General features: G+C 58.0%; 24 protein-coding genes. 13 read left to right on the top strand and 11 right to left on the bottom strand.

Going from position 1 to position 25,267, the window contains the following annotated elements; all coding sequences use genetic code 11:
- The 5 genes from mlaD to murA all read left to right on the top strand — a co-directional run bounded on the left by mlaD (position 1) and on the right by murA (position 3,200).
- Entirely contained in the window at positions 1 to 546 is a 546-nt protein-coding gene (gene mlaD / locus IV493_RS15975; protein WP_033731989.1) for an outer membrane lipid asymmetry maintenance protein MlaD, read from the top strand.
- Positions 547 to 561: 15 nt separating this feature from the next.
- Positions 562 to 1,197 (top strand): phospholipid-binding protein MlaC, encoded by a 636-nt coding sequence (mlaC, locus tag IV493_RS15970; protein WP_033731285.1) that lies wholly within the window; start codon positions 562 to 564, stop codon positions 1,195 to 1,197.
- Positions 1,197 to 1,502 carry a lipid asymmetry maintenance protein MlaB gene (gene mlaB / locus IV493_RS15965; protein WP_010251883.1) on the top strand — a complete coding sequence of 102 codons (306 nt, stop codon included), beginning with the start codon at positions 1,197 to 1,199 and terminating at the stop codon, positions 1,500 to 1,502. Before mlaC ends, mlaB begins: the two co-directional genes overlap by 1 nt.
- Before the next feature lie 113 nt (positions 1,503 to 1,615).
- Positions 1,616 to 1,873: a BolA family iron metabolism protein IbaG gene (gene ibaG, locus IV493_RS15960; RefSeq protein ID WP_003851098.1), complete on the top strand. Its 258-nt coding sequence runs from the start codon at positions 1,616 to 1,618 to the stop codon at positions 1,871 to 1,873.
- A gap of 67 nt (positions 1,874 to 1,940) precedes the next feature.
- The gene (murA, locus tag IV493_RS15955) at positions 1,941 to 3,200 is read left to right on the top strand and encodes a UDP-N-acetylglucosamine 1-carboxyvinyltransferase (RefSeq protein WP_013359888.1); all 1,260 of its coding nucleotides are present in this window, start codon (positions 1,941 to 1,943) and stop codon (positions 3,198 to 3,200) included.
- A 72-nt stretch (positions 3,201 to 3,272) separates the two neighbouring features.
- Here the strand turns inward: murA and IV493_RS15950 are convergent, their stop codons facing one another.
- Entirely contained in the window at positions 3,273 to 3,557 is a 285-nt protein-coding gene (locus tag IV493_RS15950) for a helix-turn-helix transcriptional regulator (RefSeq protein ID WP_013359889.1), read from the bottom strand.
- 237 nt (positions 3,558 to 3,794) lie between these two features.
- On the bottom strand, positions 3,795 to 4,766 hold the full coding sequence (gene ispB / locus IV493_RS15945; RefSeq protein ID WP_008925415.1) for an octaprenyl diphosphate synthase: 972 nt from the start codon (positions 4,764 to 4,766) through the stop codon (positions 3,795 to 3,797).
- A 256-nt stretch (positions 4,767 to 5,022) separates the two neighbouring features.
- Here ispB and rplU point away from each other — a divergent pair, with 256 nt between their 5' ends.
- From rplU to cgtA, 3 genes are all read left to right on the top strand, one after another.
- A complete protein-coding gene (rplU, locus tag IV493_RS15940) occupies positions 5,023 to 5,334 on the top strand; it encodes a 50S ribosomal protein L21 (RefSeq protein WP_008925416.1) in 312 nt (103 codons plus the stop codon).
- 15 nt (positions 5,335 to 5,349) lie between these two features.
- Positions 5,350 to 5,607, top strand: a complete 258-nt coding sequence (gene rpmA / locus IV493_RS15935; protein WP_003851093.1) for a 50S ribosomal protein L27 — start codon at positions 5,350 to 5,352, stop codon at positions 5,605 to 5,607.
- Positions 5,608 to 5,850: 243 nt separating this feature from the next.
- Positions 5,851 to 7,023: an Obg family GTPase CgtA gene (gene cgtA / locus IV493_RS15930; protein WP_013359890.1), complete on the top strand. Its 1,173-nt coding sequence runs from the start codon at positions 5,851 to 5,853 to the stop codon at positions 7,021 to 7,023.
- A gap of 71 nt (positions 7,024 to 7,094) precedes the next feature.
- Here the strand turns inward: cgtA and IV493_RS15925 are convergent, their stop codons facing one another.
- The 5 genes from IV493_RS15925 to IV493_RS15905 are packed head-to-tail and all read right to left on the bottom strand — an operon-like array spanning position 7,095 to position 11,950.
- Positions 7,095 to 7,514 (bottom strand): hotdog fold thioesterase, encoded by a 420-nt coding sequence (locus tag IV493_RS15925; protein WP_033731990.1) that lies wholly within the window; start codon positions 7,512 to 7,514, stop codon positions 7,095 to 7,097.
- 2 nt (positions 7,515 to 7,516) lie between these two features.
- Entirely contained in the window at positions 7,517 to 8,275 is a 759-nt protein-coding gene (dhbA, locus tag IV493_RS15920; RefSeq protein WP_195857432.1) for a 2,3-dihydro-2,3-dihydroxybenzoate dehydrogenase, read from the bottom strand.
- Positions 8,272 to 9,126 (bottom strand): isochorismatase family protein, encoded by an 855-nt coding sequence (locus tag IV493_RS15915; RefSeq protein WP_195857431.1) that lies wholly within the window; start codon positions 9,124 to 9,126, stop codon positions 8,272 to 8,274. Before IV493_RS15915 ends, dhbA begins: the two co-directional genes overlap by 4 nt.
- 18 nt (positions 9,127 to 9,144) lie before the next feature.
- Positions 9,145 to 10,761: a (2,3-dihydroxybenzoyl)adenylate synthase gene (locus tag IV493_RS15910; protein WP_195857430.1), complete on the bottom strand. Its 1,617-nt coding sequence runs from the start codon at positions 10,759 to 10,761 to the stop codon at positions 9,145 to 9,147.
- A gap of 10 nt (positions 10,762 to 10,771) precedes the next feature.
- A complete protein-coding gene (locus IV493_RS15905) occupies positions 10,772 to 11,950 on the bottom strand; it encodes an isochorismate synthase (RefSeq protein WP_013359895.1) in 1,179 nt (392 codons plus the stop codon).
- 176 nt (positions 11,951 to 12,126) lie between these two features.
- Here IV493_RS15905 and fepB point away from each other — a divergent pair, with 176 nt between their 5' ends.
- Entirely contained in the window at positions 12,127 to 13,095 is a 969-nt protein-coding gene (gene fepB / locus IV493_RS15900; protein WP_195857429.1) for a Fe2+-enterobactin ABC transporter substrate-binding protein, read from the top strand.
- Here the strand turns inward: fepB and entS are convergent.
- Entirely contained in the window at positions 13,090 to 14,334 is a 1,245-nt protein-coding gene (gene entS / locus IV493_RS15895) for an enterobactin transporter EntS (protein WP_033781640.1), read from the bottom strand. The genes fepB and entS overlap by 6 nt on opposite strands.
- A gap of 147 nt (positions 14,335 to 14,481) precedes the next feature.
- Between entS and fepD the strand changes: the two genes are divergently transcribed.
- The 3 genes from fepD to IV493_RS15880 are packed head-to-tail and all read left to right on the top strand — an operon-like array spanning position 14,482 to position 17,233.
- On the top strand, positions 14,482 to 15,471 hold the full coding sequence (gene fepD / locus IV493_RS15890) for a Fe(3+)-siderophore ABC transporter permease (protein WP_013359898.1): 990 nt from the start codon (positions 14,482 to 14,484) through the stop codon (positions 15,469 to 15,471).
- Positions 15,468 to 16,445 carry an iron-enterobactin ABC transporter permease gene (gene fepG / locus IV493_RS15885; protein ID WP_013359899.1) on the top strand — a complete coding sequence of 326 codons (978 nt, stop codon included), beginning with the start codon at positions 15,468 to 15,470 and terminating at the stop codon, positions 16,443 to 16,445. Before fepD ends, fepG begins: the two co-directional genes overlap by 4 nt.
- On the top strand, positions 16,442 to 17,233 hold the full coding sequence (locus IV493_RS15880; RefSeq protein ID WP_033781646.1) for an ATP-binding cassette domain-containing protein: 792 nt from the start codon (positions 16,442 to 16,444) through the stop codon (positions 17,231 to 17,233). The genes fepG and IV493_RS15880 overlap by 4 nt, the downstream gene beginning before the upstream one ends.
- Positions 17,234 to 17,275: 42 nt before the next feature.
- Here the strand turns inward: IV493_RS15880 and IV493_RS15875 are convergent, their stop codons facing one another.
- The 3 genes from IV493_RS15875 to fes form a co-directional block, all read right to left on the bottom strand.
- Positions 17,276 to 21,205, bottom strand: a complete 3,930-nt coding sequence (locus tag IV493_RS15875; protein WP_195857428.1) for an enterobactin synthase subunit F — start codon at positions 21,203 to 21,205, stop codon at positions 17,276 to 17,278.
- Positions 21,198 to 21,419, bottom strand: coding sequence for an MbtH family protein (locus IV493_RS15870; RefSeq protein ID WP_013359902.1), 222 nt, complete (start codon positions 21,417 to 21,419; stop codon positions 21,198 to 21,200). The genes IV493_RS15875 and IV493_RS15870 overlap by 8 nt, the downstream gene beginning before the upstream one ends.
- Before the next feature lie 100 nt (positions 21,420 to 21,519).
- Positions 21,520 to 22,731, bottom strand: a complete 1,212-nt coding sequence (fes, locus tag IV493_RS15865) for an enterochelin esterase (protein WP_195857427.1) — start codon at positions 22,729 to 22,731, stop codon at positions 21,520 to 21,522.
- 250 nt (positions 22,732 to 22,981) lie between these two features.
- On the opposite strand from fes, the gene IV493_RS15860 reads away from it, so the two are divergent.
- Positions 22,982 to 25,246, top strand: a complete 2,265-nt coding sequence (locus tag IV493_RS15860; RefSeq protein WP_195857426.1) for a TonB-dependent siderophore receptor — start codon at positions 22,982 to 22,984, stop codon at positions 25,244 to 25,246.
- The last annotated feature ends 21 nt before the right edge of the window (positions 25,247 to 25,267 follow it).

The raw sequence follows: 25,267 nt of genomic DNA, 5'->3' as shown, positions 1-25,267 counted from the left end.
ATGCAAAGCAAAAAAAGCGAAATCTGGGTTGGCATTTTTATGATTATGGCGTTGATCGCCGCATTGTTTCTCTGTCTGCGCGTCGCCGATTTAAAGTCGATGGGCACAGAGCCAACATGGAAACTCTACGCCACGTTTGACAATATCGGCGGCCTGAAAGCCAGTTCGCCGGTCAAAATCGGCGGTGTGGTGATTGGCCGGGTAACGGACATTGAGCTTGAACCGAAAACGCTGCTGCCACGTGTCACGATGGAGATCAGCGATCAGTATGCGAATAAAATTTCAGACACCAGCTCGCTGGCGATTCGCACGCAGGGACTGCTGGGTGAGCAGTTCCTGGCGCTCAACTTAGGCTTTGACGATCCTGAACTCGGTTCGGCGATGCTGAAAGATGGCGATACGCTGCGCGATACCAAGTCAGCGATGGTGCTCGAAGACCTGATTGGCCAGTTCCTTTATAAGAGCGGCGATAACAAGCAAAACAGTGACAACAAGGATGCGCAGGAAGGCGACAGTGCTGCGCCTGCGGCACCGGCTCAACCTTAAAGAAGAGGGTATACCATGTTTAAACGTTTACTGATGATTGCCATGCTAGTGGTTGCCGTACCACTGACGGCGACAGCAGCCGATCAGAGCAATCCCTACAAGCTGATGAATGAAGCGGCTGAAAAGACGTTTACCCGTCTGAAAAATGAGCAGCCGAAAATCAAGCAGGACCCAAACTACCTGCGTCAGATTGTGCGTCAGGAGCTGCTGCCCTATGTACAGATCAAATACGCGGGCGCGTTAGTGCTGGGCCGCTACTATCGTGATTCGACCCCGGCGCAGCGTGAAGCCTACTTCAGCGCCTTTGGTGACTATCTGGCACAGGCCTATGGTCAGGCACTGGCACTCTATAACGGTCAGAGCTACCAGATTCAGCCTGAGCAGCCGTTGGGCGATGCCCAGATTGTCGCTATTCGGGTCTCCATCATCGATCCTAATGGCCGCCCACCAGTTCGTCTCGACTTCCAGTGGCGTAAAAACAGCCAGACTGGTAACTGGCAGGCTTATGATATGATTGCCGAAGGCGTGAGCATGATCACCACCAAACAAAATGAGTGGAGCGATCTGTTACGTACTAAAGGTATCGACGGTCTGACAGCGCAACTGAAATCCTCTGCGGCACAGCCAATTACGCTGGATAAACAAAAATAATGCACGAATCGTTACGCTGGGAGCGGGAAGCCAGCACGCTATTGCTGAAAGGCGAGCTGGATCGCGACACGTTAATGAGCCTGTGGCAGCAACGTGAAACGCTGATTAAAGATGTCGATACCATCGACGTTGCAGCGCTGGAGCGTGTTGATTCTTCCGGTCTCGCTTTGCTGGTGCACCTGCGGGAAATCGCCCGGGCACAGGGCATTACGCCACGCTTTACGGGTATCAGTGACAAACTGCACTCGCTGATTACACTTTACAATCTGCAACAGATTATTGTTTCTGCGGATAAAAGCGCCTGATTTCCGGTTGTTATCGTAAGCCCCTGTTTTCAACAGGGGCTTTTGCGTATTTAAGAGTCAGCCGCTTTCCTCTACTATGTCAGCCTTATTATTATTAAGTGAAGTTAAGCCCAATGGAAAACAGTGAAATTCAGGCCGTGCTGATGGCCGCATTGCCTTTAGACGAAGTTCATGTGATGAGCAACGATGGCAGCCATTTTCAGGTGATCGCCGTAGGCGAACTGTTTGGCGAACTGAGCCGCGTGAAAAAACAGCAGGCTGTCTACGCGCCGCTGATGGAATTCATCGCGGATAACCGCATGCATGCTGTCTCTATCAAAACCTATACTCCCGCTGAATGGGCGCGTGACCGTAAACTCAACGGTTTCTGATCCCGCAGCGTAGTGAACTCGCCGTGGGCGAGTCCAATTTTTAGCTAGTTAATTGAGAGCCGTGTTAATGGAAAAATTTCGTGTGCAAGGCCCCACCCGCTTAAGTGGTGAAGTCACCATTTCCGGGGCGAAGAACGCCGCACTTCCTATTCTGTTTGCTGCCCTGCTGGCCGAAGAGCCGGTAGAGATCCAGAATGTGCCAAAGCTGCGCGACATTGATACCACCATGAAGCTGCTGAGCCAGCTGGGTGCGAAGGTGGAACGCAACGGTTCTGTGCATGTCGATGCCAGCGCGGTAGATGTCTTTTGTGCGCCTTACGATCTGGTTAAAACCATGCGTGCCTCAATCTGGGCGCTGGGCCCGCTGGTGGCACGTTTTGGTCAGGGTCAGGTTTCCCTGCCGGGTGGCTGTGCGATTGGCGCGCGTCCGGTTGACCTGCACATCACCGGTCTGGAACAGCTGGGTGCCGAGATCAAGCTGGAAGAGGGCTATGTCAAAGCGTCAGTCAATGGCCGTCTGAAAGGCGCGCTGATTGTCATGGACAAAATCAGCGTTGGCGCAACCGTGACCATCATGAGTGCTGCGACGCTGGCGACCGGTACTACCGTGATTGAAAATGCGGCCCGCGAGCCGGAAATTGTGGATACCGCCAACTTCCTTAACACCCTGGGCGCTAAAATTAGTGGCGCAGGCAGCGATAAAATCACCATCGAAGGCGTAGAGCGCCTGGGTGGCGGTGTTTATACCGTCCTGCCCGATCGTATCGAAACCGGTACCTTCCTGGTGGCTGCCGCGATTTCGGGCGGCAAAGTGATGTGTCACAAAACTCAGCCCGATACGCTGGATGCAGTGCTGGCGAAGCTGCGTGATGCGGGTGCCGATATCGAAACCGGTGAAGACTGGATCAGTCTGGATATGCACGGCAAGCGACCAAAAGCGGTCAACGTGCGCACCGCACCGCATCCGGGGTTCCCGACCGATATGCAGGCGCAGTTCACTCTGTTAAACATGGTTGCGGAAGGCACGGGCGTGATTACCGAAACCATCTTTGAAAACCGTTTCATGCATATCCCGGAACTGATTCGTATGGGTGGACATGCTGAGATTGAGAGCAACACGGCGATCTGTCACGGGGTTGAAACCCTGTCAGGTGCGCAGGTGATGGCGACCGATTTGCGTGCGTCTGCCAGTCTGGTTCTGGCAGGTTGCATTGCAGAAGGAACGACGTTCGTTGATCGCATTTATCACATCGATCGTGGCTATGAGCACATCGAAGATAAGCTGAAAGCGATGGGCGCGAACATCGAGCGCGTCAGCGAAGAGTAATCCTGCAGATGCGCTGAAATAGCCAGCCCCCGCGGGGGCTGGTTTTTTTTCGCCTGAGGATCGCCAGATATCTCAGGTGTTATCCGTCTGGCCGGCAGGTGGCCGGATACGTTTTCTGCGATCCAGCAGGCAGTTTGTATCGGGATCGTAATAGCGGCTGGGCCAGATCTCACTGGGATGAACTTTGATCGCGTCGGCGATCAGCCATTCACCTTTGGGCCATGGACGCGTCAGTGCATTCGCCAGCGTGGATGAACTCAGGCCTGCTGCGCGTGACAGCGCTGCCAGCGTCATACCACGCTTATGCAGTGCCGCGATAATGTCAGCCGGGTGCCAGTCTTCCTTTATTTTTTGCATAACCTGTTCTCCTTTTCCTTGTCATTGCATCATCCAGCGAGACGCTGGCTTTCCTTTTACCATTATCTGGAAATAGTCAGAATTTTATAGCAAATGTTTCCTGTTAATTTCCAGTAATATTTGGATCCCGCGTCTGGTCTGTGTGGTGGCACGCAACAGGAGTGCAATAGCTAAGAGGGAACAAAAAGAAGTGAGAGCAGGGTCGTAAAAACGGAGCCCGGCAGGCTCCGTGAGGGATCAGAAGTCGCGCTGAACAGACATGTGTGCCAGCGACTCCAGCGCGCTGCGCCAGGGGGATTCAGGCAGGATCCGCAAGGCTTCAATCGCTTTATCCGCTTCCTGTTCCGCGCGACTGCGCGTCCATTCCAGCGAACCACACTGATTCATCGCTTCCAGCACTGGCTCCAGCAGATGGCGGCCATTTCCCTGCTCAATGGCTTCACGGATCATCTTCGCCTGTTCAGGCGAGCCGTGCTGCATGGCATGCAGCAGCGGCAGCGTCGGTTTGCCTTCGCTCAGGTCATCGCCGGTATTTTTACCCAGCGTCTCGCCGTCAGCACTGTAATCCAGCAAATCGTCAATTAACTGGAAAGCGGTACCCAGATAGCGCCCATAATCCTGCAGCGCTTTTTCCTCTTCAGGCGTCGCTTCAGCCAGTATCGCCGAGGCCTGTGAGGCCGCTTCAAACAGGCGCGCGGTCTTACTGTAAATCACACGCATGTAGCTCTCTTCGGTGATGTCCGGGTCGTTGACGTTCATTAGCTGCAGGACTTCGCCTTCAGCAATCACGTTTACCGCCTCTGACATCAGCGCCAGGATACGCAGCGACCCCATGCTGGTCATCATCTGGAAGGCGCGGGTGTAAATAAAATCACCGACCAGCACGCTTGCCGCATTGCCAAACGCCGCGTTCGCGGTCGCTTTGCCACGACGCATATCGGATTCATCCACGACATCGTCATGCAGCAGCGTGGCGGTGTGGATAAATTCGATCAGCGCCGCATTGGTCACGTGCAGGTCGCCCTTGTAGCCCATGGCACGTGCAGATAGCACGGCAATCATGGGACGGATACGCTTGCCCCCGCCACTGATGATGTAGTAGCCCAACTGGTTGATGAGCGAGACATCCGAATTCAGCTGGTCGAGGATGGTCTGGTTAACGGCAGCCATATCCTGTGCGGTTAATTCATTAATCTGTTCTAAGTTCATTCGTCTTTTCAGCTATGACTCGTTATCTCTGCCATGGTAAGTGGTTTACCCAGCCAGCGTTCAGGTAATCTGTTACTGATTGTACTTGAATTTTGTGCCTGAGAAACGGTTGCATTCAGCCTGTGTTTTTTTTCTGCAAGAGTGTGCAAAGTGCTCTTGTCTTCTTCTGGAGTTTTGCGTAGAATTCGCGCCCTATTGTGAATATTTAGCGCGCCGCCTGATGAACTAAAAGGCAAGCGCAGAAGCGGAGTTTTATATGTACGCGGTTTTCCAAAGTGGTGGTAAACAACACCGAGTAAGCGAAGGTCAGACCGTTCGCCTGGAAAAGCTGGACATCGCAACCGGTGAAACGATTGAGTTTGACCAGGTTCTGATGATTGCTAATGGCGAAGACGTGAAAATCGGCGCGCCACTGGTTTCAGGCGGAATGATCAAGGCAGAAGTTGTTGCTCACGGTCGTGGCGAGAAAATTAAGATTGTTAAGTTTCGTCGTCGTAAGCACTACCGTAAGCAAGCAGGCCATCGCCAGTGGTTCACTGATGTGAAAATCACTGGTATCACGGCGTAAGAGGAGATCTGACAAATGGCACATAAAAAGGCTGGTGGTTCGACTCGAAATGGTCGTGACTCCAATGCAAAACGTCTGGGTGTAAAACGTTTCGGTGGCGAATCTGTTCTGGCAGGTAGCATCATCGTTCGTCAGCGTGGCACCAAATTCCACGCCGGTACCAATGTAGGTTGTGGTCGTGACCACACCCTGTTTGCTACCGCAGACGGTAAAGTACAGTTCGAAGTTAAAGGTCCGAACAACCGTAAATACATCAGCATCGTTGCTGAGTAAGGTTGTCGTGACGCAGACGTCTGACGTCTGAACGCACGAATTGAAGGCCCCGCAGCTCCTGCGGGGCTTTTTACATTCTGCGGTCTGTCGCGGTAAAAGCGACGCATCACAAAAGTTTGCTGTACACTTTGTGTACGCACTGGCGAAAGCCAATCCTGATTTATCCGCCGCTGGTCAGCGCAGAAGACCCTGGCGGACCCGTCTGCAGAGTGCTGCAGGCGATTGTGTGACGGAGATTTAAAAATGAAGTTTGTTGATGAAGCGACAATTCTGGTCGTCGCCGGTGATGGCGGTAATGGTTGCGTCAGCTTCCGCCGCGAAAAATATATCCCGAGAGGCGGCCCTGATGGGGGTGATGGTGGTGACGGCGGTGACGTTTATCTGATCGCTGATGAAAACCTTAATACCCTTATCGATTATCGTTTCGAAAAATCGTTCCGCGCCGAACGTGGGCAGAACGGCCAGAGCCGCGACTGTACCGGTAAACGCGGTAAGGATATCGAAGTTAAAGTGCCGGTCGGCACCCGGGTTATCGACCAGGGTACCGGTGAGACACTCGGCGACATGACGCGCCACGGTCAGAAATTGATGGTCGGTAAAGGCGGCTGGCATGGCCTGGGCAACACCCGTTTCAAATCGTCAGTGAACCGCAGTCCTCGCCAGAAAACCATGGGTACCCCAGGTGAAAAGCGTGACCTGCAGCTGGAGCTGATGCTGCTGGCGGACGTCGGGATGCTGGGCTTACCGAATGCCGGTAAATCGACCTTTATTCGTGCCGTCTCGGCAGCCAAACCTAAAGTAGCGGACTATCCGTTTACCACCCTGGTGCCAAGCCTGGGCGTGGTGCGTATGGACAGCGAGCAGAGCTTCGTCGTGGCCGATATTCCGGGTCTGATTGAAGGCGCAGCAGAGGGCGCAGGCCTCGGCATTCGCTTCCTGAAGCATCTGGAACGCTGCCGCGTACTGCTTCACCTGATCGATATCGACCCCATTGATGAAAGCGATCCGGTTGAAAATGCCCGTATCATCCTCGGCGAGCTGGAAAAATACAGCGAGAAGCTGTTCAACAAACCACGCTGGCTGGTCTTCAACAAAATTGATCTGATCAGTGAAGAAGAAGCGCAGTCACGGGCGAAAGCGGTTGCTGAAGCGCTGGGCTGGGAAGATAAGTATTACCTGATCTCTGCCGCAAGCCAGACCGGCGTCAAAGAACTCTGCTGGGACGTGATGAGCTTCATCAACGCTAACCCGAAAGAAGCGGAGCTTGAAGAGAAGCAGCCGGAGAAAGTGGAATTCATGTGGGATGATTACCACAAAGAAACCATTGAAAACACGGTCGAAGTGGAAGATGAAGAGTGGGATGACGACTGGGATGATGAAGACGACGAAGGCGTTGAAATTATCTATCAGCGTTAACAGAACGCCTGCTACAGCGTAATATGTGATGCCCTCTTTCAGTATGAAAGAGGGCATCGTTCTTTCTGCCGCTAGCTCATGACCGCTACGCTCAGTCGCGCACTGCAGCACAGCTGATCCCGACTGTTCCGAATCTCAATCTGCCAGCTCTGACTGCGTTTACCCAGATGCAATGGACGGCAGGTCCCCCGTACCCGTCCCGCTGACACTGCGCGATGATGGCTGGCGTTAACTTCAACACCGACCACGCTGCTGCCTTCTTCAACCGCCATATACCCGGCAATTGAGCCCATCGACTCCGCTAGTACCACGGAGGCGCCACCATGCAGCAACCCGAACGGCTGCTGCGTCCGGGCATCGACCGGCATCGTCGCTTCCAGATAATCATCGCCTATCGCGGTAAAAACGATCCCCAGATGCGCCACCAGTGAGTGCTCACCCAGCGCGTTCAGTGCAGGAAGATCAAGGGATCGTTTCCAGATCGCAGTCATCATCAGGCTCCCAGGGTTGCGCCGCCATCGACCACAATATCCTGCAGCGTCACATGGCTGGCAAGATCCGACGCGAGAAACAGAACGGTGGCCGCAATTTCCTGCGGCTGCGCGATCTTGCCCAGCGGAATACCCAGCTTAAACTGATCCGGGAAGCCCGCAATCATCTCCTGCTCGCCGGTCGGTGTGTGCCACAGGCTGCGCTGCATATCGGTGTCAGTGGAGCCAGGCGAAACAATATTACAGCGCACACCGTAAGGCGCCATTTCCAGACCCACTGTCATACAGAGGCTGCGCAGCGCGGCTTTTGACGCACCATAAGCGGACATGCCAATACGCGGTGCATGCGCTGAATTCGATGCGACAGTAACGATGGCACCGGCGCGCTGTTCGCGAAAGCGCGGCAGTGTCTGCTGGAACAGATTAAACGCACCGCCCGCATTGACGTTAAGACAGGACTGCCAGTCAGCAAATGAGAGTGCATCGGTGGCACCAGTACGCAGAATACCGGCTGCGTTGACCAGCACATCGATGCGCGGCTGGGCGGCCAGCACCCGCTGACACACGGATTTTACCTGCGCCGGATCGGCTACATCCATAATGTGACAGGAAAACGGATAGTCATGACCCTGGAACCGCAGATCAAAGGCCTCTACCTGCGCGCCCGTCTGGTGAAAGGCCAGCGCTGTGTGGTAGCCAATGCCCTGACCGGCACCGGTCACCCAGACGATTTTACCGCTGAAATCGGATAGATGGCTCATTCAGCAGGCTCCCGCGACAGCAGCGCCCACCAGCCGTCGATGCTAGGATTTCTGGCCAGGCTGACAAAATCAATGTCACGATGTACCTGACGCCAGCGTGCCGCCAGCGCCATCACACGTACCGAATCCAGCCCGTAGTCGATCAGGTTTTCATCATCGTCCGGCACCTCATCATCTTCCAGCAGCGGCAGGATCAGCATGCGCAGTTCGTCTTTGCTGAGCGGTACAGGCATCAGATCGGCGGTCATCACCACTTTTCCGCTGCGACCCGCGGTGTAGGTCAGCGCCATCATATGTTCCTCACGGCTGAAGTCAGCCAGCGCATCGGCCACCATAAACGGCTGGATATTACGCATAAACGCATCCGTGGCGGTGGTCAGGCAGCCGATATGGGCATAGACGCCGGTAATAATCAGCTGATCGCGGCCCATCTCCTGCAGGATCGCCTCCAGCGGCGATCGGTGAAACGCACTGTAGCGCCACTTGGTCAGGACCTGATCGTGCTCATCCGGTGCCAGCGCCTCCACGATCTTCTGCTGATCGGGATGTTTATTCAGGCCGGGTCCCCACATATCATTGAGCAGCGCACGATCTTCATCGCTCTGCGCGTTAGGCTGAGCGGTGTAAAACACCGGAATGCCCTGCGCTTTGCAGTAGCGTCGCAGGCGGACAATATTGTCAACGACCTGCTTAACCAGCGGGCTGTTATCGCCCCAGAAGTTAAGGAAATAGCGCTGCATATCGTGGATCAGCAGGGCAGCACGGCCCGGCTCCAGCGTCCATTTCACCTTGTTGTTCGGCAACTCAGTGGCGTCAGGTAGCGGATAAGAGGTCAGTTGTGGAATAGCCATTAAGATTCTCCGGACAGATCAGGCTTGCGCACGCTGATCGGCAAGTTGTTGGCGCAGACGTTTTTTGTCTACCTTGCCGACCGCGGTCAGCGGCAGGGCATCTACGCAGGTAATACGGTCGGGCAGCTTAAATTCGGCGACGCCCAGTTCACGCAGGTGACGACGCAGCGCCACCGGTTTCACCGGCTGACGGGTGACAATAAACGCACAGCTCTTTTCACCCATCAGTTCGTCGCTCATAGAGACCAGCGCCGCGTGGATCACATCCGCATGGCGCTGCAGCAGGTTTTCAATCTCTTCAGCTGCGATCTTTTCGCCGCCCCGGTTGATCTGATCTTTCTCACGACCCTGCACAATGATGTTGCCAGCGGGGGTGATCTCAACCAGATCGCCAGAGCAGTAAAAGCCCTGGTCATCAAAGCTGGCGGCGTTATGTTCCGGGCTGTTGTAGTAGCCACGGAACGTATAAGGACCGCGTGTCATCAGGCGCCCAATGGCACCGACCGGCAGCGGATGCCCCTGTTCGTCTGTGACCCACACCTCGTCATCCGGTGAGATCGGACGGCCCTGCGTGGTGAGAATGGTCTGTTCATCGTCATCCAGCCGGGTGTAGTTCACCAGACCCTCCGCCATCCCAAACACCTGCTGAAGGGTACAGCCCATCTCGTTCTGGATGCGCGCAGCCAGCGTTTCACCCAGCTTTGCGCCACCGACCTGAATACGTTGCAGTGAGGCCAGCGCGGCATTGCTGCCCCATTCCTGAATCGCCTGCAGCCAGAGACTGGCCGCGGGTGGAACCAGGCCGGTATCAGTAACCTGATGTTTTTCAATCAGCGGGAAACAGAGGGTCGCGCTGGGATCGGCCGCTAAGATCACCTGGCCGCCCGCGTAAAAGACGCCCAGCGCGCCCGGAGAACTCATCGGGAAATTATGTGCAGCGGGCAGAGCAATCAGGTAACGGGTATCTGCGTTGACCCCGCAGATCACGTCACTTTCCCGGATGCTGTAGTAGTAATCATTGTGGGTACGCGGGATCAGCTTCGGAGTGCCGGTACTGCCGCCCGACAGCTGGAAAAAAGCGACGTCATCGCCTGCGGTCGGGGTTGCCCTGAAGTCACCTGCGGGTTCTGCCAGCAGGGCGTCGAGACTGTTTTCCGCATGAGCGTCATTACGTAGGATCACCTGCTGCAGTGAATGCTGTTCCCGGCGAAGCTGCGTGATAAAGGCGTCATCGGCGAACAGGGGATGGCTGCGATCGGCAATCAACAGGCACGGCGCGATCTGACTGGCATAGGCGACCAGTTCGGTACGTTGATGGCTGAAAAGAGCGTTAACCGGGGCGACGCCGATTTTGAACAGCGCAAACAGCGTCAGATAAAATTCCGCCACGTTGCCAAGCTGCACCAGCGCCGTATCACCGGGTTTCAGGCCACGATGCTGCAGGGCCGCTGCCAGATTGTCACTCAGTGAGGCCATCTGGCGATAGGTAAATTGCCGGTCGCCATCAATCACCGCCACGCATTCGCTGTCGCGGTGACGTTCCAGGATGTCGGTCATCGGCAGATCCAGCCAGTACCCTTTTTCACGGTAACGTGCAGCCAGATCGTCCGGCCAGCGGCTGTAAGAAATCGTCATACAGGTTCCTTTAGTGCAATCCAAAAGCGCGAAGCATGGTGTCGAGTTTGACGCCGGTTTCGCGCCACTCGGATTCAGGTTGTGAGTCCGCCACGATGCCCGCACCAGCAAACAGCCGGACCCGCGGACCATTCACCGTGCCGCAGCGGATGGTGACGACCCATTCGCCGTTGCCCTGATCGTCACACCAGCCGACGATGCCGCCAAACAGCTGACGCTCAAACGGTTCAAGTTGCTGAATCAGCGCCTGAGCACGCTGATGCGGAAAGCCGCTGAGCGCCGGTGTCGGATGCAGCAGGCAGGCCAGTGACAGCGCATTTTCGCGGTCGTCCAGCACTTCGCCCCGAATCTGCGTAGCGAGGTGCCACAGTGTCGGGGTGGTCAGCAGGGAAGGGATTTCCGGGACTGACAGCAGGCGACTGCGCGGCTGCAGCGTCATGCGCATCGCGTCCGTCACCAGTTTATGTTCATGCCGGTCTTTAGCTGACCGCATCAGGCTGTCACCTGAGGCCTGGTCACGCTGTGGATCGCTGTTGCGCGGCGCTGAACCGGCCAGCGGACAGGAGCTGAACTGACGGCCCTGCTTACGGATCATCAGTTCAGGGCTGGCACCCACCAGCGCGCCGCCATCAGGCAGCGGCAGATGAAAATGATAGCTGTCAGGGTTCTGCGCCAGGATGCGCTGCATCAGGGCGGCCGTATCGACCGGCTGTTCCGCCACGATCTCCATCAGCCGCGACAGCACCACTTTATCCGGATCGCCGCGCTGCGTGGCCGTTACGGCCTGCGCAACCATGTCAGTGAAGGTGGCGTGATCCGGCAGCGCCGTACGGCGACGAACTTTTGGCAGATTGCTTTCAGCCAATGAGGCGTGGGCTTTCAGATCGTCACGTTGAAAGGTCTGATACGACTCAGGGATAAACAGTGCAGCGGGCTGATCCACATCGAACGGGATCGCACCCACCAGAATGGGATGGGCTATGCCCTGTTTTCTGGCCGAGGCAAAATGATGCTGCAGTTGTTGCTGAAACTCTCCGGTCAGCTGCTCACCCTGGTTTACCGGAGCAGTGAGTGTCGTAAAACAGCCCTGAGTCGTCAGGCTTCGCCAGGGAGAAGTAAACAGGAAGCCACGGCAGAGTGCCGGAAAATCCTGCAGCAGGGGATGTTCAAATGCCAGTGATTCCACCATAATTTCACCTATAAATGATAAGATAACTAATAATGATTATCATTTGTATTATGGTGCAGTAACCTACGTCGAATAGCCGAAGGTGTCAATAAATACGCGGTGATTCAGCTGGTTTTGTTGGTTAAATCAGCACAAGTTGTCGCCCGGATTACCAGAGAGAAATAGGATGAAAACAAATGACTAAACAGGGAGTAACGTCGGCATTAGCGCTGTTTTTGCTGAGTATCACTCTGTTCAGCGTGACCGCTGTTGCACAGACCGGCTGGCCGCGCACCTTCGCGGGGGCAAAAGGTCAGGTCACCCTGGCTCAGGCACCGACCCGCATTGTCTCGACCAGTGTCACCCTGACTGGCTCGCTGCTGGCGATTGATGCGCCAGTAGTTGCCAGTGGCGCAACCGCACCCGGCAGCCGGCTGGCTGATGAGCAGGGATTCTTCCGGCAGTGGGGGCGTGTGGCGAAACAGCGTGGCGTAAAGCGGCTCTATATTGGTGAACCCAATGCGGAAGCGATCGCTGCGGAAGCGCCAGACCTGATTGTGGTCAGCGCCACCGGTAATGATTCAGCGATCAAACTGGCCGATCAGCTCTCGGCGATTGCACCGGTACTGGTCGTTAACTATGACGATAAAAGCTGGCAGCAGCTGGTGACGCTGCTGGGTGAGGCGACCGGGCATGAGGCGGATGCCGCTGCCCGGATAAGCGAGTTCGACGCGCGTGAAAAGGCGCTGAAGGCAAAGCTGACCCTGCCTCCGCAGCCGGTTTCTGCAATGGTGTGGAACGGAGATGGCCGGGCTGTGAATCTCTGGACGGAGGCATCGGCACAGGGGAAGTTACTGCAGGAGCTGGGCTTCACGCTGGCAACGCCACCGGCGACGCTTCAGTCTGCTCACAGCATGGGACAGCGTAAAGATATTCTTCAGCTGTCAGGCGAAAATCTGGCGGAAGGCCTGAATGGACAGACTTATCTGCTGTTTGCCGCCGAAGATAACACGGCTGCGCAGGTAATGAGCAATGCTTTTCTGGCGCAGGCCCCAGCGGTGCGCGCTAAAGCGGTCTATGCGCTGGGGCTGGATAGCTTTCGTCTCGACTACTACAGCGCCAGTCATTTACTGACGCGGCTGGAAGCGCTGTTCGTGAAATCATGATGTGGCATCGTCGGAGGCAGGCCGTTGATAGCGTCGCAGGCGGGCCATCAGCAGCCACATGATGAGACCCAGCACGGTGGCTGCCAGGCCAGAGAGGGCGGCGGCCTGCTGCGGCAAAAGCAGTGAACCCATCGCGCCAATTATTGCTGCACCTATCGCATCGCCGGTGACATTCTGCGCTGTCCAGAGGCTGTTGATCCTGCCAAGCAGCGCATCGGGCGTCAGCGTCTGAATCATCGCGTACTGCACCAGGCTGCTGATGGCACTGAAATAACCAAAGGCTACGAGGCAGATCAGACTCAGGCTGAACCACGGCATCAGGCTGAACAGAGCCAGTGCGACGAATGCCGCGATGGCACTGACCAGAATCAGGCGGCCCGGCTGTGGCGACTGTGCCAGCCGTCCGCTGGTCAGCGCGCCTGTCGCAGCACCCAACGGCACGGCGGCGTACATCAGTCCCAGCGCCGTCAGACCGACCTGCCAATGAGGGGCCAGCGCCGGATAGAGCACACGCACCGCGCTGGCTAGCGTTACCAGCGCGCCAGTCAGCGCCGCCATACCTACAATTGGCGTATCGAACAGAAAGCGGACGCCGCTGCTTAGTGCCTTTATGGGATGTTCACGCGGCTGCGGCGGTGGCGCAAGCGGCGGCAATCGCAACAGGGTTAACACCGTCAGCAGCGTGCCGAACGCGGCCAGCCCGTAGTTCCACGCCACACCGCCCTGAGCAATCACCATACCCGCAATCGCGGGTGACAGAATCGCGCCAAAGCGCACCGTCAGCATAGTAATGGCACCCGCCTTCATCAGATTCTCACGCCCGACCAGCGCCGGCGTGGCCGCCAGCAGCGCCGTGACGCCTATCGCGCCGAAAAAACCATCCCAGAGTCCCAGCACGAAGACGGCGATGACCGACGGTGAAGGGAGCAGGGCATTAATGCACAACGCGGCAAAGCCCAGGCCACAGGTGGATCGGGCAAACAGGATCAGGCGACGACGCTCATAGCGATCGGCCAGCACGCCGCCGGTCAGCAGACCGATAAACATACCGGCTCCGGCCAGCGTCACCGCCAGTCCTACCAGCAATGGTGATTGCGTCAGTTGCTGAATCTGAACCGGGACCGCCACCGCCAGCATGCCGAGAGCGACAATCGAGATAAAGCGGGCGATAAACAGGGCGCGAAAGGCGGGATGGGTTCTCAGCAGAGTGAGATCGATAAAATGGGAGGGTTTGTTCATAGCGTCGCTTTTTAGCACCCATTTTCCTCATTATTGAATCTGAGAGTCATGGTAACATACAAAAAATAGTTAATAACGATAACAAGTATCATTATCATAAACACTCGCAATTGCGAGCCATGTTGAATTCGTGAAGGTTTAAACGTTATGCGTCAACTCCGTGCAATAGCCGGTTCAGGGATGCTGCTATTGTTGCTTATTGCGCTCAGCCTGATGCTGGGAGCCAGACCTGTACCCTTTCATGATGTCACACATGCCTTACTCTCCGACTGCAGCCGCATCGATTGCGTGATCGTGCGCGATGCCCGGCTGCCGCGAACCCTTGCGGGACTGCTGGCCGGGATCAGTTTAGGTCTGGCGGGCGCACTGATGCAGAGCCTGACGCGCAATCCCCTGGCCGATCCAGGCATTCTTGGTGTGAATGCCGGAGCGGGTTTTGCGGTGGTGCTTGGCATTGCCCTCTCTGGCGCCGATTCTCCTGCGGAATGGCTGGGTTTTGCTTTTACGGGTGCACTGCTGGCGTCGCTGCTGGTGGCCATGACGGGTGCGATCGGCGGCGGCCGCGTGAATCCGCTGCGTCTGACGCTGGCAGGCGTGGCGCTGGGTGCGGTGCTGGAGGGTTTAACATCTGGCCTGTCGCTGCTTAATCCCGATATTTACGATCATCTGCGTTTCTGGCACAGCGGCTCGCTGGATATCCGCAATTTCGCCATTCTGCGCACTGTCTTTCCGGCGGTCGTAGCCGGGAGCCTGCTGGCGTTGCTGCTGGCACGTTCGCTCAACAGCCTGAGTATGGGCGGAGATATGGCAACCGCGCTGGGCACCCGTGTGATGCGTACTCAACTGGTGGGATTGCTGGCGATTGCACTGCTGAGCGGTGCGGCGACGGCGGCAGTCGGCCCCATCGCCTTTGTCGGGTTAATGACACCGCATCTGGCCCGCTGGCTGCTGGGCAACGATCATCGCTGGATGCTGCCGGGAACCCTGGTGATCACTCCCTGTCTGCTGCTGGCGGCCGATATTCTGGGACGGCTGCTGGTGCCGGGTGAACTGCGCGTGTCAATTGTCACGGCCATTCTCGGTGCGCCGATGCTGATTGTGCTGGTGCGCCGTAAGCTGGGAAGAGGGCAGATATGACACGGACGATGATCAATGCGCTGCTGCTGATGGCCTGCGGGGCGCTGGCTTTTCTGGGCGTCACGCGCGGCACCTTACCGATCTCCGCCAGCCAGTTATGGGCACTTCTCAACGGCGAGGCAGCGCGCAATGTTCAGCTGATTGTACTGGAGTGGCGTCTGCCGCGCGTCATGATGGCGCTGCTGATTGGTGCGGCGCTGGGCGTCAGCGGGGCGATTTTCCAGTCGCTGCTGCGCAACCCGCTGGGCAGTCCCGATATTCTGGGTTTCAACACTGGCGCTTACAGCGGTGTGCTGGTGGCGCTGGTGCTGTTCCAGCAAAACATGGAAGGGATGACGCTGGCGGCGCTGGCAGGCGGGCTGCTCACTGCAGGTGTGGTCTGGCTGTTCAGCTGGCGCAACGGCGTGGAGACCTTCCGGCTGATTATTGTGGGCATCAGCGTGCGGGCACTGCTGATGGCGCTGAACAGCTGGCTGATTATCAGTGCTTCACTGGAGGCGGCACTGAGTGCCGGGCTCTGGAGCGCCGGTTCACTTAACGGCATTACCTGGGCAAAAACCATGCCGGTGATCACCGTGCTGCTGCTGGCGCTGCTGGCAACAGGCATGCTGGCCCGCCGCATGCGACTGCTGGAGATGGGTGACGACACGGCCTGCGCGCTGGGCGTTCCGGTTGAGCGCAGCCGCATCATGCTGATGCTGACGGGCGTTATCCTCACCGCCGCCTCGACGGCGCTGGCCGGTCCGATCTCTTTTATTGCGTTGCTGGCACCGCAGATTGCGCGGCGGCTCAGTGGTGGTACTAAAGGCGCGCTGCCGCTGGCTGCCTTGTGTGGCGCGCTGCTGTTAATCGCCGCGGATTACGCCGCGCAGCACTTTTTCCTGCCTTATCAGCTGCCGGTTGGCGTGATCACGGTCAGTCTGGGCGGACTCTATCTGATTGCGCTACTGGTGCGGGAGGCACGACGTCAATGAAAGTGACAACACGTTTGCAGGGTGACGCGCTGACGCTGGGCTATGACAAAAAAATCGTGGCGGAGAATCTCTCTGTCGCGATCCCTGACGGTGAGCTGACCGTGATCATCGGTCCCAACGCCTGCGGAAAATCGACGCTGCTGCGTACCTTAAGCCGCCTGGTCTCGCCGCTACAGGGCGAGGTGCTGCTGGATGGCAATACGATTGCTCACTACGCTACCAAAGAGGTGGCACGCCGGCTGGGGCTGCTGCCGCAAAGCTCGAACGCGCCTGCGGGTATCAGCGTCAGCGAACTGGTGGCGCGCGGGCGTTATCCGCACCAGTCGCTGTTCGGGCGCTGGCGACAGGAAGATGAGGCAGCGGTGCAGCAGGCCATGCAGGCCACCGGCGTGGCCGGTTTAGCGCAGCAGCAGGTTGATACGCTCTCTGGCGGTCAGCGGCAGCGGGTGTGGATTGCGATGGTGCTGGCTCAGCAGACACCGCTATTGCTGCTGGATGAACCGACCACCTGGCTGGATATCGCCCATCAGATTGAACTGCTGGAATTAATGCAGGATCTCAATCAGCAGCATGGCCGAACGCTGGTGGTGGTGCTGCACGATCTTAATCAGGCGTGCCGCTACGCCAGCCACCTGATAGCGATGCGCGACGGGAAAATCGTTGCCGAAGGGAAACCGGCGGAGATTGTGACGCCGGAACTGATAGAAGCGATCTACGGCCTGCGCTGCATCATCATTAACGATCCCGTGGCCGGTACGCCGATGATTGTGCCGCTGGGCAGAGGCTGACCCGCGCTTTCTCCGGTGAAGAAAGCGCGAGGTCAGGACGGCTCAGGAAATCAGCGCCGCCAGACACTGCTGCAGTCGTGGGCCAATCTGCTCGAACATGCGTGGTGAGATGATCTCGACGTGCGCACAGTCCAGCGGCCAGACGGTCAGCCCGCCAATCCAGGGCGCCCAGGCGCGACGCACATCCTGACCGGGCTGCTGCGTCTGTTGCGCCAGGAACAGCGTGGCGTGTCCCCCGAAGCGGGCGCTGCGTGCCGTCGCCAGCAGGCGCACCGAACTGGCGTAGTTGGCTTCAATGGTGGTGAACAGCGCCGCCATCCCTTCACCGGCCTGCTCGCGCTGTGCCGCGATAAACTGCTCGCGCTCCCGATTCACTTCTTCCAGCACCGCCGGGTCCAGCACGTTTTCGCCGCGCCGTTCATCCCAGTTCTGCGTCTCTGGCGGCCAGGTATCCAGCAGCCCGAGGAAGGCGACCGTTTCACCTTCGGCCTCCAGCCGCGCAGCGATACCCTGTGCCAGCGTGCCGCCCAGTGAGTAGCCAAGGAAATAGTAGGGCCCCTCTGGCTGCTGCTGGCGCACCGTCGCCAGATGTGCGTCACACACCGCATCAAGGTGCTGCGCCTGATTCAGCGGGCTGGTAATGTCGGGTGACTGAATACCGAGCAGCGACCAGCGGGCATCCAGATAGCGCTGCAACACGCTGAACTGCCAGGCAAAACCGGAGGCGGGATGGAAGCAGAACAGCGTCGGGCCGGTAGTGCGCCGCAGCGGCAAGACCGCCTCAAATCCGGCGCGGGCTGTCTCCGCGGATTCGCTACTGAGCAGGGCGGCCAGCTTTTCTGCCGTAGCTGCCACCATAATCTGGCCCACTGACACCGGCTGATTCAGCGTCCGCCGCAGATGCGCCGCCAGCCGCATCGCCAGCAGCGAATGGCCACCCAGCGCAAAAAAATCATCCTGTGCGCTGACGGACTCACGTTCCAGCAGCGTGGCGAACGCCTGCGCCAGCGTGGTTTCCAGACCAGGGTGCGGCGCACGACCGGCAGCCGCTGTCCGGGTCTGTGGCAGCGGCAGCGCTTTACGATCCAGCTTGCCGTTGCTGCTGAGCGATAATGCCGCCAGCTGAACAATCGCCACCGGCACCATATGCGCGGGCAACTGTGTCGCCAGCGTCTGGCGCATGACGTCGGCATCAATCGGGCCATCTGCCACTACATAGCCGACCAGCTGGCGGGCATCACCCTGCTGGTCGCTGCTGCTGCCCAGTACCACCGCATGCGTCACGGCCTGCACAATGCCAGGCAGCGCAGCCATGGCATGGTCGATCTCATTCAGCTCGATGCGCTGTCCGCGGATTTTAAGCTGATCGTCGCTGCGGCCCAGATACTCCACCGCACCATCCGGCAGCCAGCGCGCCACATCGCCGGTGCGGTACATGCGGGAGCCGTGACCCCACGGATCTGCCACAAACCGGCTGGCCGTGAGGTCGGGGCGATCCAGATAACCCTGTGCCAGCTGCACGCCGGTCAGCCAGAGATCGCCCGCCACGCCTGGCGGCACCGGCTGCAGACGCGCATCCAGAATCCGTAAGCCGGTGTTCCAGACCGGGAAGCCAATCGGCACGCTGGCACCGTCGACGGCTGCCAGCGCGGGTCCGAACGCCGGGTAGAAGCTGACATCCACTGCCGCTTCGGTCGGGCCATACAGGTTATGCAGGGGTACCCGGGTCAGCGTCTGCCACTGGCGCGACAGCTCAGCGGGCAGCGCTTCGCCACTGCAGAACACCTGCCGCAGGGTGGTGCACCTTTCTATCGCATTGTCATCCTGCAGCGAGGCAACAAAGGCCGCCAGCATCGAGGGAACAAAATGGGTGGTGGTCACGCGGTAGCGGGCAAACAGCTGCTGCAGGGCTTCCGGGTCGCGGTGGGCATCAGGCGGTGCCATCACCAGCTGTGCGCCAGCAATCAAGGGCCAGAAGAACTCCCACACCGAGACATCAAAGCTGCTCGGCGTTTTCTGCAGCACGACATCATCACCGCCGAGCGGATAACAATCCTGCATCCACAGCAGCCGGTTGACGATTGCCTCATGACTGACCAGCACGCCTTTTGGCCGACCGGTCGAACCAGAGGTATAGATGAGGTAAGCGCCATCATGCGGACGCGGAGCCTGTGTCAGCACGCGATCAACCGGTGTTAACAGCGCGTCGTAAAACAGCGGCGCAACCGGTGAGAGAGCCGCCAGCCGGTCTGCCAGTTCGCGGCAGGTGATCAGCGTTTTCGGCGCGGCATCTTCCAGCATCATTTTCAGCCGATCGTCCGGGTAGCCGGTATCAAGCGGCAGCCAGGTTGCGCCTGTGCTGACAATCGCCTGCAGTGCCAGCGATAAAAAGACCGAGCGCGGCAGCGCCACGGCGACAATGTCACCCCGCGTCACACCCTTCGCAATCAGCTGTTGTCCCAGCGCGACGACCTGCTGCTGCATCTGCTGATAATTAAGCTGATGCGCCTCATCCGCCAGCGCCACGGCGTGCGGCGTACGCTGCGCCTGCTGCAGCAGCAGGCTGCTTAGCGTCTCTGCAGGCAGCATCACGGCGGTCTGATTGATCGCTGCCAACTGCTGATGTTCTTCCGGCATCAGCATATCCAGCTCGCCACAGGCGCACGCTGGCCGGACGGCAAGCTGCTGAAGCAGCAGACTAAAGCGGCTGGCATGTTGCTTCAGCACGGTTTCGCTGTAGCGCGCTGCATTAGCCAGTAATTCCAGCGTCAGGTCGCCCTGTTCGCTGAGGTAGATAGCAATCTCCAGATCGCGAACCGGGCCTGACGCCAGCTGATGAGTGATGCCTTCAATGCCGGCGAAATCGAGCTGATAGTCGAACATCTTCAGGTTAATCACCGGCCCATAGAGCGGAGCACTGTCACCCAATCGCCCCAGATCGCGCTGCACCTGCTCAGCGTCGTAACGCTGATGACGGCGCATTTTTCTGACCTCACCCGCCAGCCGCGCGGCCAGTGACGTCAGCGGCTGTGCCGGATCGTAATGGATCGCCATAGGCAATACGTTGATCACCGGACCGGTGGCGCAGAGCGCGGCCGAGCCGATGCGGCGCATAAAGATGAAACCGGCGGCAAAGTCGTTCTGACCGGTGAGGCGCGCCAGCCACAGCGCCACCAGCGCAAAGGCGGTGTCCGCCGCGCTGAGATTCTGCTGCTGAGTATGCGCCAGCAACGCCTGAAAGGTGTGTCGCTCCACGGCAAATGTGTGTCGCAGCAGGTCGGTGCTGGCACTCTGACCCGCCAGCGGCAGCGAGGATAACGAGGCGGGCGCAGGTAAATGCGCCCCTTTTTCCAGCCAGAACTGACGATCGCGCTGCCAGGTCGAAGAGTGCTGATAGCGCTGATACTCGTCGACGACCTCGCTGAACGGGACAAAGGGGCTCGGCTCCGGCGTGTCGCCGTGCCGCCAGGCGGTGTAGAGATGGGCGATACGGCGGGTCAGGGCGGTAAAGCTGAAACCATCGACCACCAGATGATGGTAGCGCTGATACCAGTACCAGTGATCCTCGCCCAGCCGAAGCAGGCTGTGATGATAGAGCGGCGCACCGCTCAGCACCCGCAGATCGCCGGACATATCATGCTGCATCAGCGCCCGTGCGGCCGCCGCCGGATCGGCGGCATCGCGCAGATCGATTATTTCAGGCTCGCGAAAATGCTGGGGGGCAGGCCACTGCAGCGGTTCACCCTCCTGCTCGCCAAAGGCCATATTCAGCGTGTCCGCTTCCTGCATGCCGGCAACGATGGCGCGAGACAGCAGCGCGCTGTTCAGCGCACCACGCAGTTCAACGAAATGCGCCACGGCGTAGGCATTGGAATAGGGGGATAACTGGTCAGCGATCCAGATGCCGGGCTGAGCGGCCACCAGCGGCAATGTTTTTTGTTCTGTCAGCGGGTTCAGGGTGGTCTCAGACATTGTGGCTCCCACTGTCCGGCGTCATAACCGGACGGATATCGTGCCAGTTTTCATTCAGCCAGCTCAGGCAGCGAACCTGTGGTTCGGGCCCATAAACAGGCCGCCATCCTGGCGGAACCGCACAAAAGGCGGGCCATAAGCTGTATTGCTGCTGATCGTTTTTCAGCACCTGACAATCCTGCTGGGGATCGTCGAAAGGATTGAGTTGTTGCATGTTGGTCTCCTGTCCGAAGTCGTCGGGCGCGTTAACGCCGCTCTCCTGCGTATCCTTTTTCTTTCTTTTAATGGCGCACAGGCGGCGGGAGTTCAGCGGGTTATGACGATTGCCACATAGCTTTGAGGCCCGCCAGCAGCCCGCCGCGCCAGCACAGCGCATCGTGACCACCTTCAACCGGGTGATAGCTGACCTGATGTCCTGCCACAGTCAGATCGCGCTGAAACTGCTCGTTTGCCGCCAGAATCAGTCGTTCGCGCCGTCCCGCCTCCAGATAAAAGCGCCGGGAGGGCGCCTGCAGCAAACCCTGCTGTAACTGCTGCGGCAGCCAGCCATTCGGGTCGCCGCGCGCGGGCCACCAGAACGAACCGGAAAGACTGACGGCACCCGCAAAGGTTTCCGGCCAGGTCAGGGTGGCGTAAGCGGCAGAAAGGCCGCCAAAACTCTGTCCGGCCACCAGCGTACTGTCGGCCCGGAACGGTGCCCACTGCTGAATTTGTGGTAACAGCTCATGCTGAATCGCCAGCCAGAAATCGGGATTACAGGTCAGTTCACGCGTGCGGTGTTCGCGGTCAATGATGTCGATCATGACATAGACCGCAGGAGGCAGTTCGCCTGCCTCAGTGAGTTCCTGAAGCGGACCGGCAACCGGCATGCTGTGCGCCCAGAACTGACCATCCAGCAGCAGTGCCAGCGGACGATCGGCAGCGTCTGCCTCGCCGGTGACATAAAGCCAGACCTGACGTTGATTGCCCAGCCGCTGGCTGCGCCACAGATGCTGCTGCAGCGGAAGAGTGGCGGCGCGACCTTCATCAACTGCACGCCAGACCTGCTGCTCAGGCGCAAGCGGCAGATGCAGCGGTGAGACGCTCATGCCGCGCCCGGCCGACCAGTTCCGCAGCGGATTGAGCGGATCGCTTTGTGCGTGCCGGAATTTCTGACCCCACCACTGGCGCAGCGCCTGCATATCAGTCTGCCCGGTAAACGTCTCTGTCTGGTTGTCAGGGATCAGGCAGTAACTGCCGCGCCAGTCAGCGGGCAGGGTGGTTTGCCACCACCAGACATCGGTATCAGGAACAGGTGTTAAGGAAGAAGGTGAGGCTGTGTGATGATGATCGGTTACACCGGTAATGTTGATCCAGACGCGCCGGGTATCAGAGTGCAGCGGATCACCCTGCGGATCACGCCAGAAAAAAGTGACCTGACAGGTCCCCTTTTCAGCGGGTTCAATCAGGGGAATGCCCTGTTGCTGCTGATGATGCCACCAGCGTTCGCTGCCGGTCTCTTCGTTTAACCACGCCATTCGCGCCATGATTCAATCACACTTGCTTAGGGTCATGCATGTTACAGATAATAGTATTGATAATTATTTGCATTTGCAATAGGGTGTTTCCGCTCGACAGGGAGCGCGCGCATTCTCTCTGTCGCATCGGATTTCAGACGGACGTAACGCGTTTCTGAAGCAGGTGTGGCGGGAGGGTTAATGCGTTGCAGGCAAGGTTATGACCTTTTTACCGGTACGCCGGCAGTGGCATGCTCGCTGGCACTCCAGGAACAGAAAAATGAAAAAGTTATCCCGGCTTTCGTTAGCCATTATGATTGAACTGGGTTTTACTGCCTCTCTCATTTCTGCTGGCGCAGTGGCTGCCCAAGCCCACAGCGACCCGGCGATCAACAACACGTCAGATACGATCCACGACGGCACCATGACGGTCACCGCCGCTGAGCAGACGCTGCAGGCACCTGGCGTATCGACGATTACCGCCGACGAAATAAAAAAACATCCCCCTGCGCGCGACGTTGCCGAAATTATCCGCACCATGCCGGGTGTCAACCTGACCGGTAACTCCACCAGCGGCCAGCGCGGAAACAACCGTCAGATCGATATCCGTGGCATGGGGCCGGAAAACACCCTGATTCTGATCGATGGGCTGCCGGTAACCAGCCGTAATTCCGTGCGGCTTGGCTGGCGTGGCGAGCGCGACACACGCGGCGACACGAACTGGGTACCGCCAGAGATCATTGACCGCATTGACGTCATCCGCGGTCCGGCAGCGGCCCGTTACGGCAATGGTGCGGCGGGCGGTGTAGTTAATATCATCACAAAAAAAGAGATGGATAATCAGTGGCACGGCTCGTGGAGCGCCTATTACAACGTGCCGCAACACAAGGAGGAGGGCGCGACGCGGCGTACCAACTTCAGTCTTGAAGGACCGCTGGGCGATGATGTCAGTTTCCGGCTCTATGGCGGTCTGGCAAAAACGCAGGCCGACGCTTACGACATTAATGAAGGTCACGCCGCTGACCGCACCGGCAGTTATGCAGGATCCTACCCGTCGGGCCGGGAAGGTTCAGTCAATAAAGATATTCATGGCCTGCTGCGCTGGGCGTTTGCACCAATGCAGGCGCTGGAAGTGGGGGCCGGTTACAGCCGGCAGGGCAACCTCTATGCTGGCGACACCCAGAACACCAATACCAACGCGCTTGTGAAAAGCAAATATGGTGACGAGACCAACCGGCTCTATCGGCAGAACTTTTCGGTTAAGTGGACCGGCGCCTGGGATAATGGCCTCAGCACCAATACCTATGCGCAGTATGAAAACACCCGTAACTCGCGCCTGAATGAAGGGCTGGCGGGCGGCACTGAAGGTATCTTTTCCAACAGCAACTTCAACACCATCCAGCTGGATGATGTGTTGCTGCACAGCGAGATCAGCGTGCCGTTTGAGTGGCTGGTGAATCAGACCGCAACCTTTGGCACGGAATGGAATCAGCAGCGGATGAAGGATCCGTCCTCGACGACGCAGGCCGCCAGCTACGGTTCGATTCCCGGTATCGCCTCCACCGGACGCTCTCCCTATTCGCAGGCGGAGATCTTCTCACTATTTGCGGAAGACAATATTGAGCTGACCGACAGCACCATGCTGACGCCAGGCATGCGCTTCGATCACCATTCGATTGTCGGCGATAACTGGAGCCCGTCGCTCAACCTCTCACAGGGATTAGGCGATGAGGTCACCCTGAAAATGGGCATTGCACGCGCTTATAAAGCGCCGAGCCTCTACCAGACCAACCCGAACTATCTGCTTTACAGCAATGGTCAGGGCTGCGCGGCCAGTGCCGGTGCCTGTTATCTGATGGGTAATGATGACCTGAAAGCGGAAAACAGCATCAATAAAGAGATTGGACTTGAATGGAAGCGCGACGGCTATCAGGCGGGTCTGACCTGGTTCCGCAACGACTATCGCAACAAGATTGAGGCAGGCACGGCTCCCACCGGCACGGCGTCTAACGGCAAAACCGATATCTACAAATGGGAAAATGTGCCCAAAGCGGTGGTTGAGGGGCTGGAAGGTACGGTTAACGTCCCGTTCTCCGACAGCGTAACGTGGAACAACAACTTCACGTATATGCTGCAAAGCAAAAATAAAGAGACCGGTGATCGCCTGTCAATTATTCCGGCGTATACGCTCAATTCGACGCTGAGCTGGCAGGCGACGCAGGATCTCTCCCTCCAGACAACCCTGACCTGGTACGGTAAACAGGTGCCGAAGAAGTATGACTATAAGGGTAAGGCCGTCACCGGCAGCGCGACCGATCAGGTCAGCCCCTATTCGGTGGTGGGGATGAGCGGCACCTATGATGTTAATCAGTATGCCAGCCTCACGGTCGGTATCGACAACCTGTTCGACAAGCGTCATTTCCGTCAGGGCAATGCGCAAACCACCGGCAATGCCACCACCGGCGCTTACCTCTACGGCGCGGGAGCCAATACCTTTAACGAATCGGGCCGCACATTTTATATGAGCGTGAACACCCGCTTCTGATCGGTTCAGCCATAAAAAAAC

Source organism: Pantoea sp. SM3640, assembly GCF_015654165.1.
Lineage (GTDB): Bacteria > Pseudomonadota > Gammaproteobacteria > Enterobacterales > Enterobacteriaceae > Pantoea > Pantoea vagans.
Note: the sequence above shows the minus strand (reverse complement) of the source record. Positions and strands in the feature narration are given on the sequence as shown.

Excerpts from the sequence above, each read along its gene's own strand:
- IV493_RS15925 (WP_033731990.1), bottom strand. The coding sequence starts at position 7,514 with ATGACTGCGATCTGGAAACGATCCCTTGATCTTCCTGCACTGAACGCG.
- entS (WP_033781640.1), bottom strand. The coding sequence starts at position 14,334 with ATGAACAAACCCTCCCATTTTATCGATCTCACTCTGCTGAGAACCCAT.
- mlaD (WP_033731989.1), top strand. The coding sequence starts at position 1 with ATGCAAAGCAAAAAAAGCGAAATCTGGGTTGGCATTTTTATGATTATG.
- IV493_RS15875 (WP_195857428.1), bottom strand. The coding sequence starts at position 21,205 with ATGTCTGAGACCACCCTGAACCCGCTGACAGAACAAAAAACATTGCCG.
- fepD (WP_013359898.1), top strand. The coding sequence starts at position 14,482 with ATGCGTCAACTCCGTGCAATAGCCGGTTCAGGGATGCTGCTATTGTTG.
- rpmA (WP_003851093.1), top strand. The coding sequence starts at position 5,350 with ATGGCACATAAAAAGGCTGGTGGTTCGACTCGAAATGGTCGTGACTCC.
- murA (WP_013359888.1), top strand. The coding sequence starts at position 1,941 with ATGGAAAAATTTCGTGTGCAAGGCCCCACCCGCTTAAGTGGTGAAGTC.
- IV493_RS15860 (WP_195857426.1), top strand. The coding sequence starts at position 22,982 with ATGAAAAAGTTATCCCGGCTTTCGTTAGCCATTATGATTGAACTGGGT.
- rplU (WP_008925416.1), top strand. The coding sequence starts at position 5,023 with ATGTACGCGGTTTTCCAAAGTGGTGGTAAACAACACCGAGTAAGCGAA.
- IV493_RS15950 (WP_013359889.1), bottom strand. The coding sequence starts at position 3,557 with ATGCAAAAAATAAAGGAAGACTGGCACCCGGCTGACATTATCGCGGCA.
- ibaG (WP_003851098.1), top strand. The coding sequence starts at position 1,616 with ATGGAAAACAGTGAAATTCAGGCCGTGCTGATGGCCGCATTGCCTTTA.
- fepG (WP_013359899.1), top strand. The coding sequence starts at position 15,468 with ATGACACGGACGATGATCAATGCGCTGCTGCTGATGGCCTGCGGGGCG.
- mlaB (WP_010251883.1), top strand. The coding sequence starts at position 1,197 with ATGCACGAATCGTTACGCTGGGAGCGGGAAGCCAGCACGCTATTGCTG.
- IV493_RS15870 (WP_013359902.1), bottom strand. The coding sequence starts at position 21,419 with ATGCAACAACTCAATCCTTTCGACGATCCCCAGCAGGATTGTCAGGTG.
- IV493_RS15915 (WP_195857431.1), bottom strand. The coding sequence starts at position 9,126 with ATGGCTATTCCACAACTGACCTCTTATCCGCTACCTGACGCCACTGAG.
- fes (WP_195857427.1), bottom strand. The coding sequence starts at position 22,731 with ATGGCGCGAATGGCGTGGTTAAACGAAGAGACCGGCAGCGAACGCTGG.
- IV493_RS15905 (WP_013359895.1), bottom strand. The coding sequence starts at position 11,950 with ATGGTGGAATCACTGGCATTTGAACATCCCCTGCTGCAGGATTTTCCG.
- IV493_RS15880 (WP_033781646.1), top strand. The coding sequence starts at position 16,442 with ATGAAAGTGACAACACGTTTGCAGGGTGACGCGCTGACGCTGGGCTAT.
- IV493_RS15910 (WP_195857430.1), bottom strand. The coding sequence starts at position 10,761 with ATGACGATTTCTTACAGCCGCTGGCCGGACGATCTGGCTGCACGTTAC.
- dhbA (WP_195857432.1), bottom strand. The coding sequence starts at position 8,275 with ATGAGCCATCTATCCGATTTCAGCGGTAAAATCGTCTGGGTGACCGGT.
- cgtA (WP_013359890.1), top strand. The coding sequence starts at position 5,851 with ATGAAGTTTGTTGATGAAGCGACAATTCTGGTCGTCGCCGGTGATGGC.
- fepB (WP_195857429.1), top strand. The coding sequence starts at position 12,127 with ATGACTAAACAGGGAGTAACGTCGGCATTAGCGCTGTTTTTGCTGAGT.
- mlaC (WP_033731285.1), top strand. The coding sequence starts at position 562 with ATGTTTAAACGTTTACTGATGATTGCCATGCTAGTGGTTGCCGTACCA.
- ispB (WP_008925415.1), bottom strand. The coding sequence starts at position 4,766 with ATGAACTTAGAACAGATTAATGAATTAACCGCACAGGATATGGCTGCC.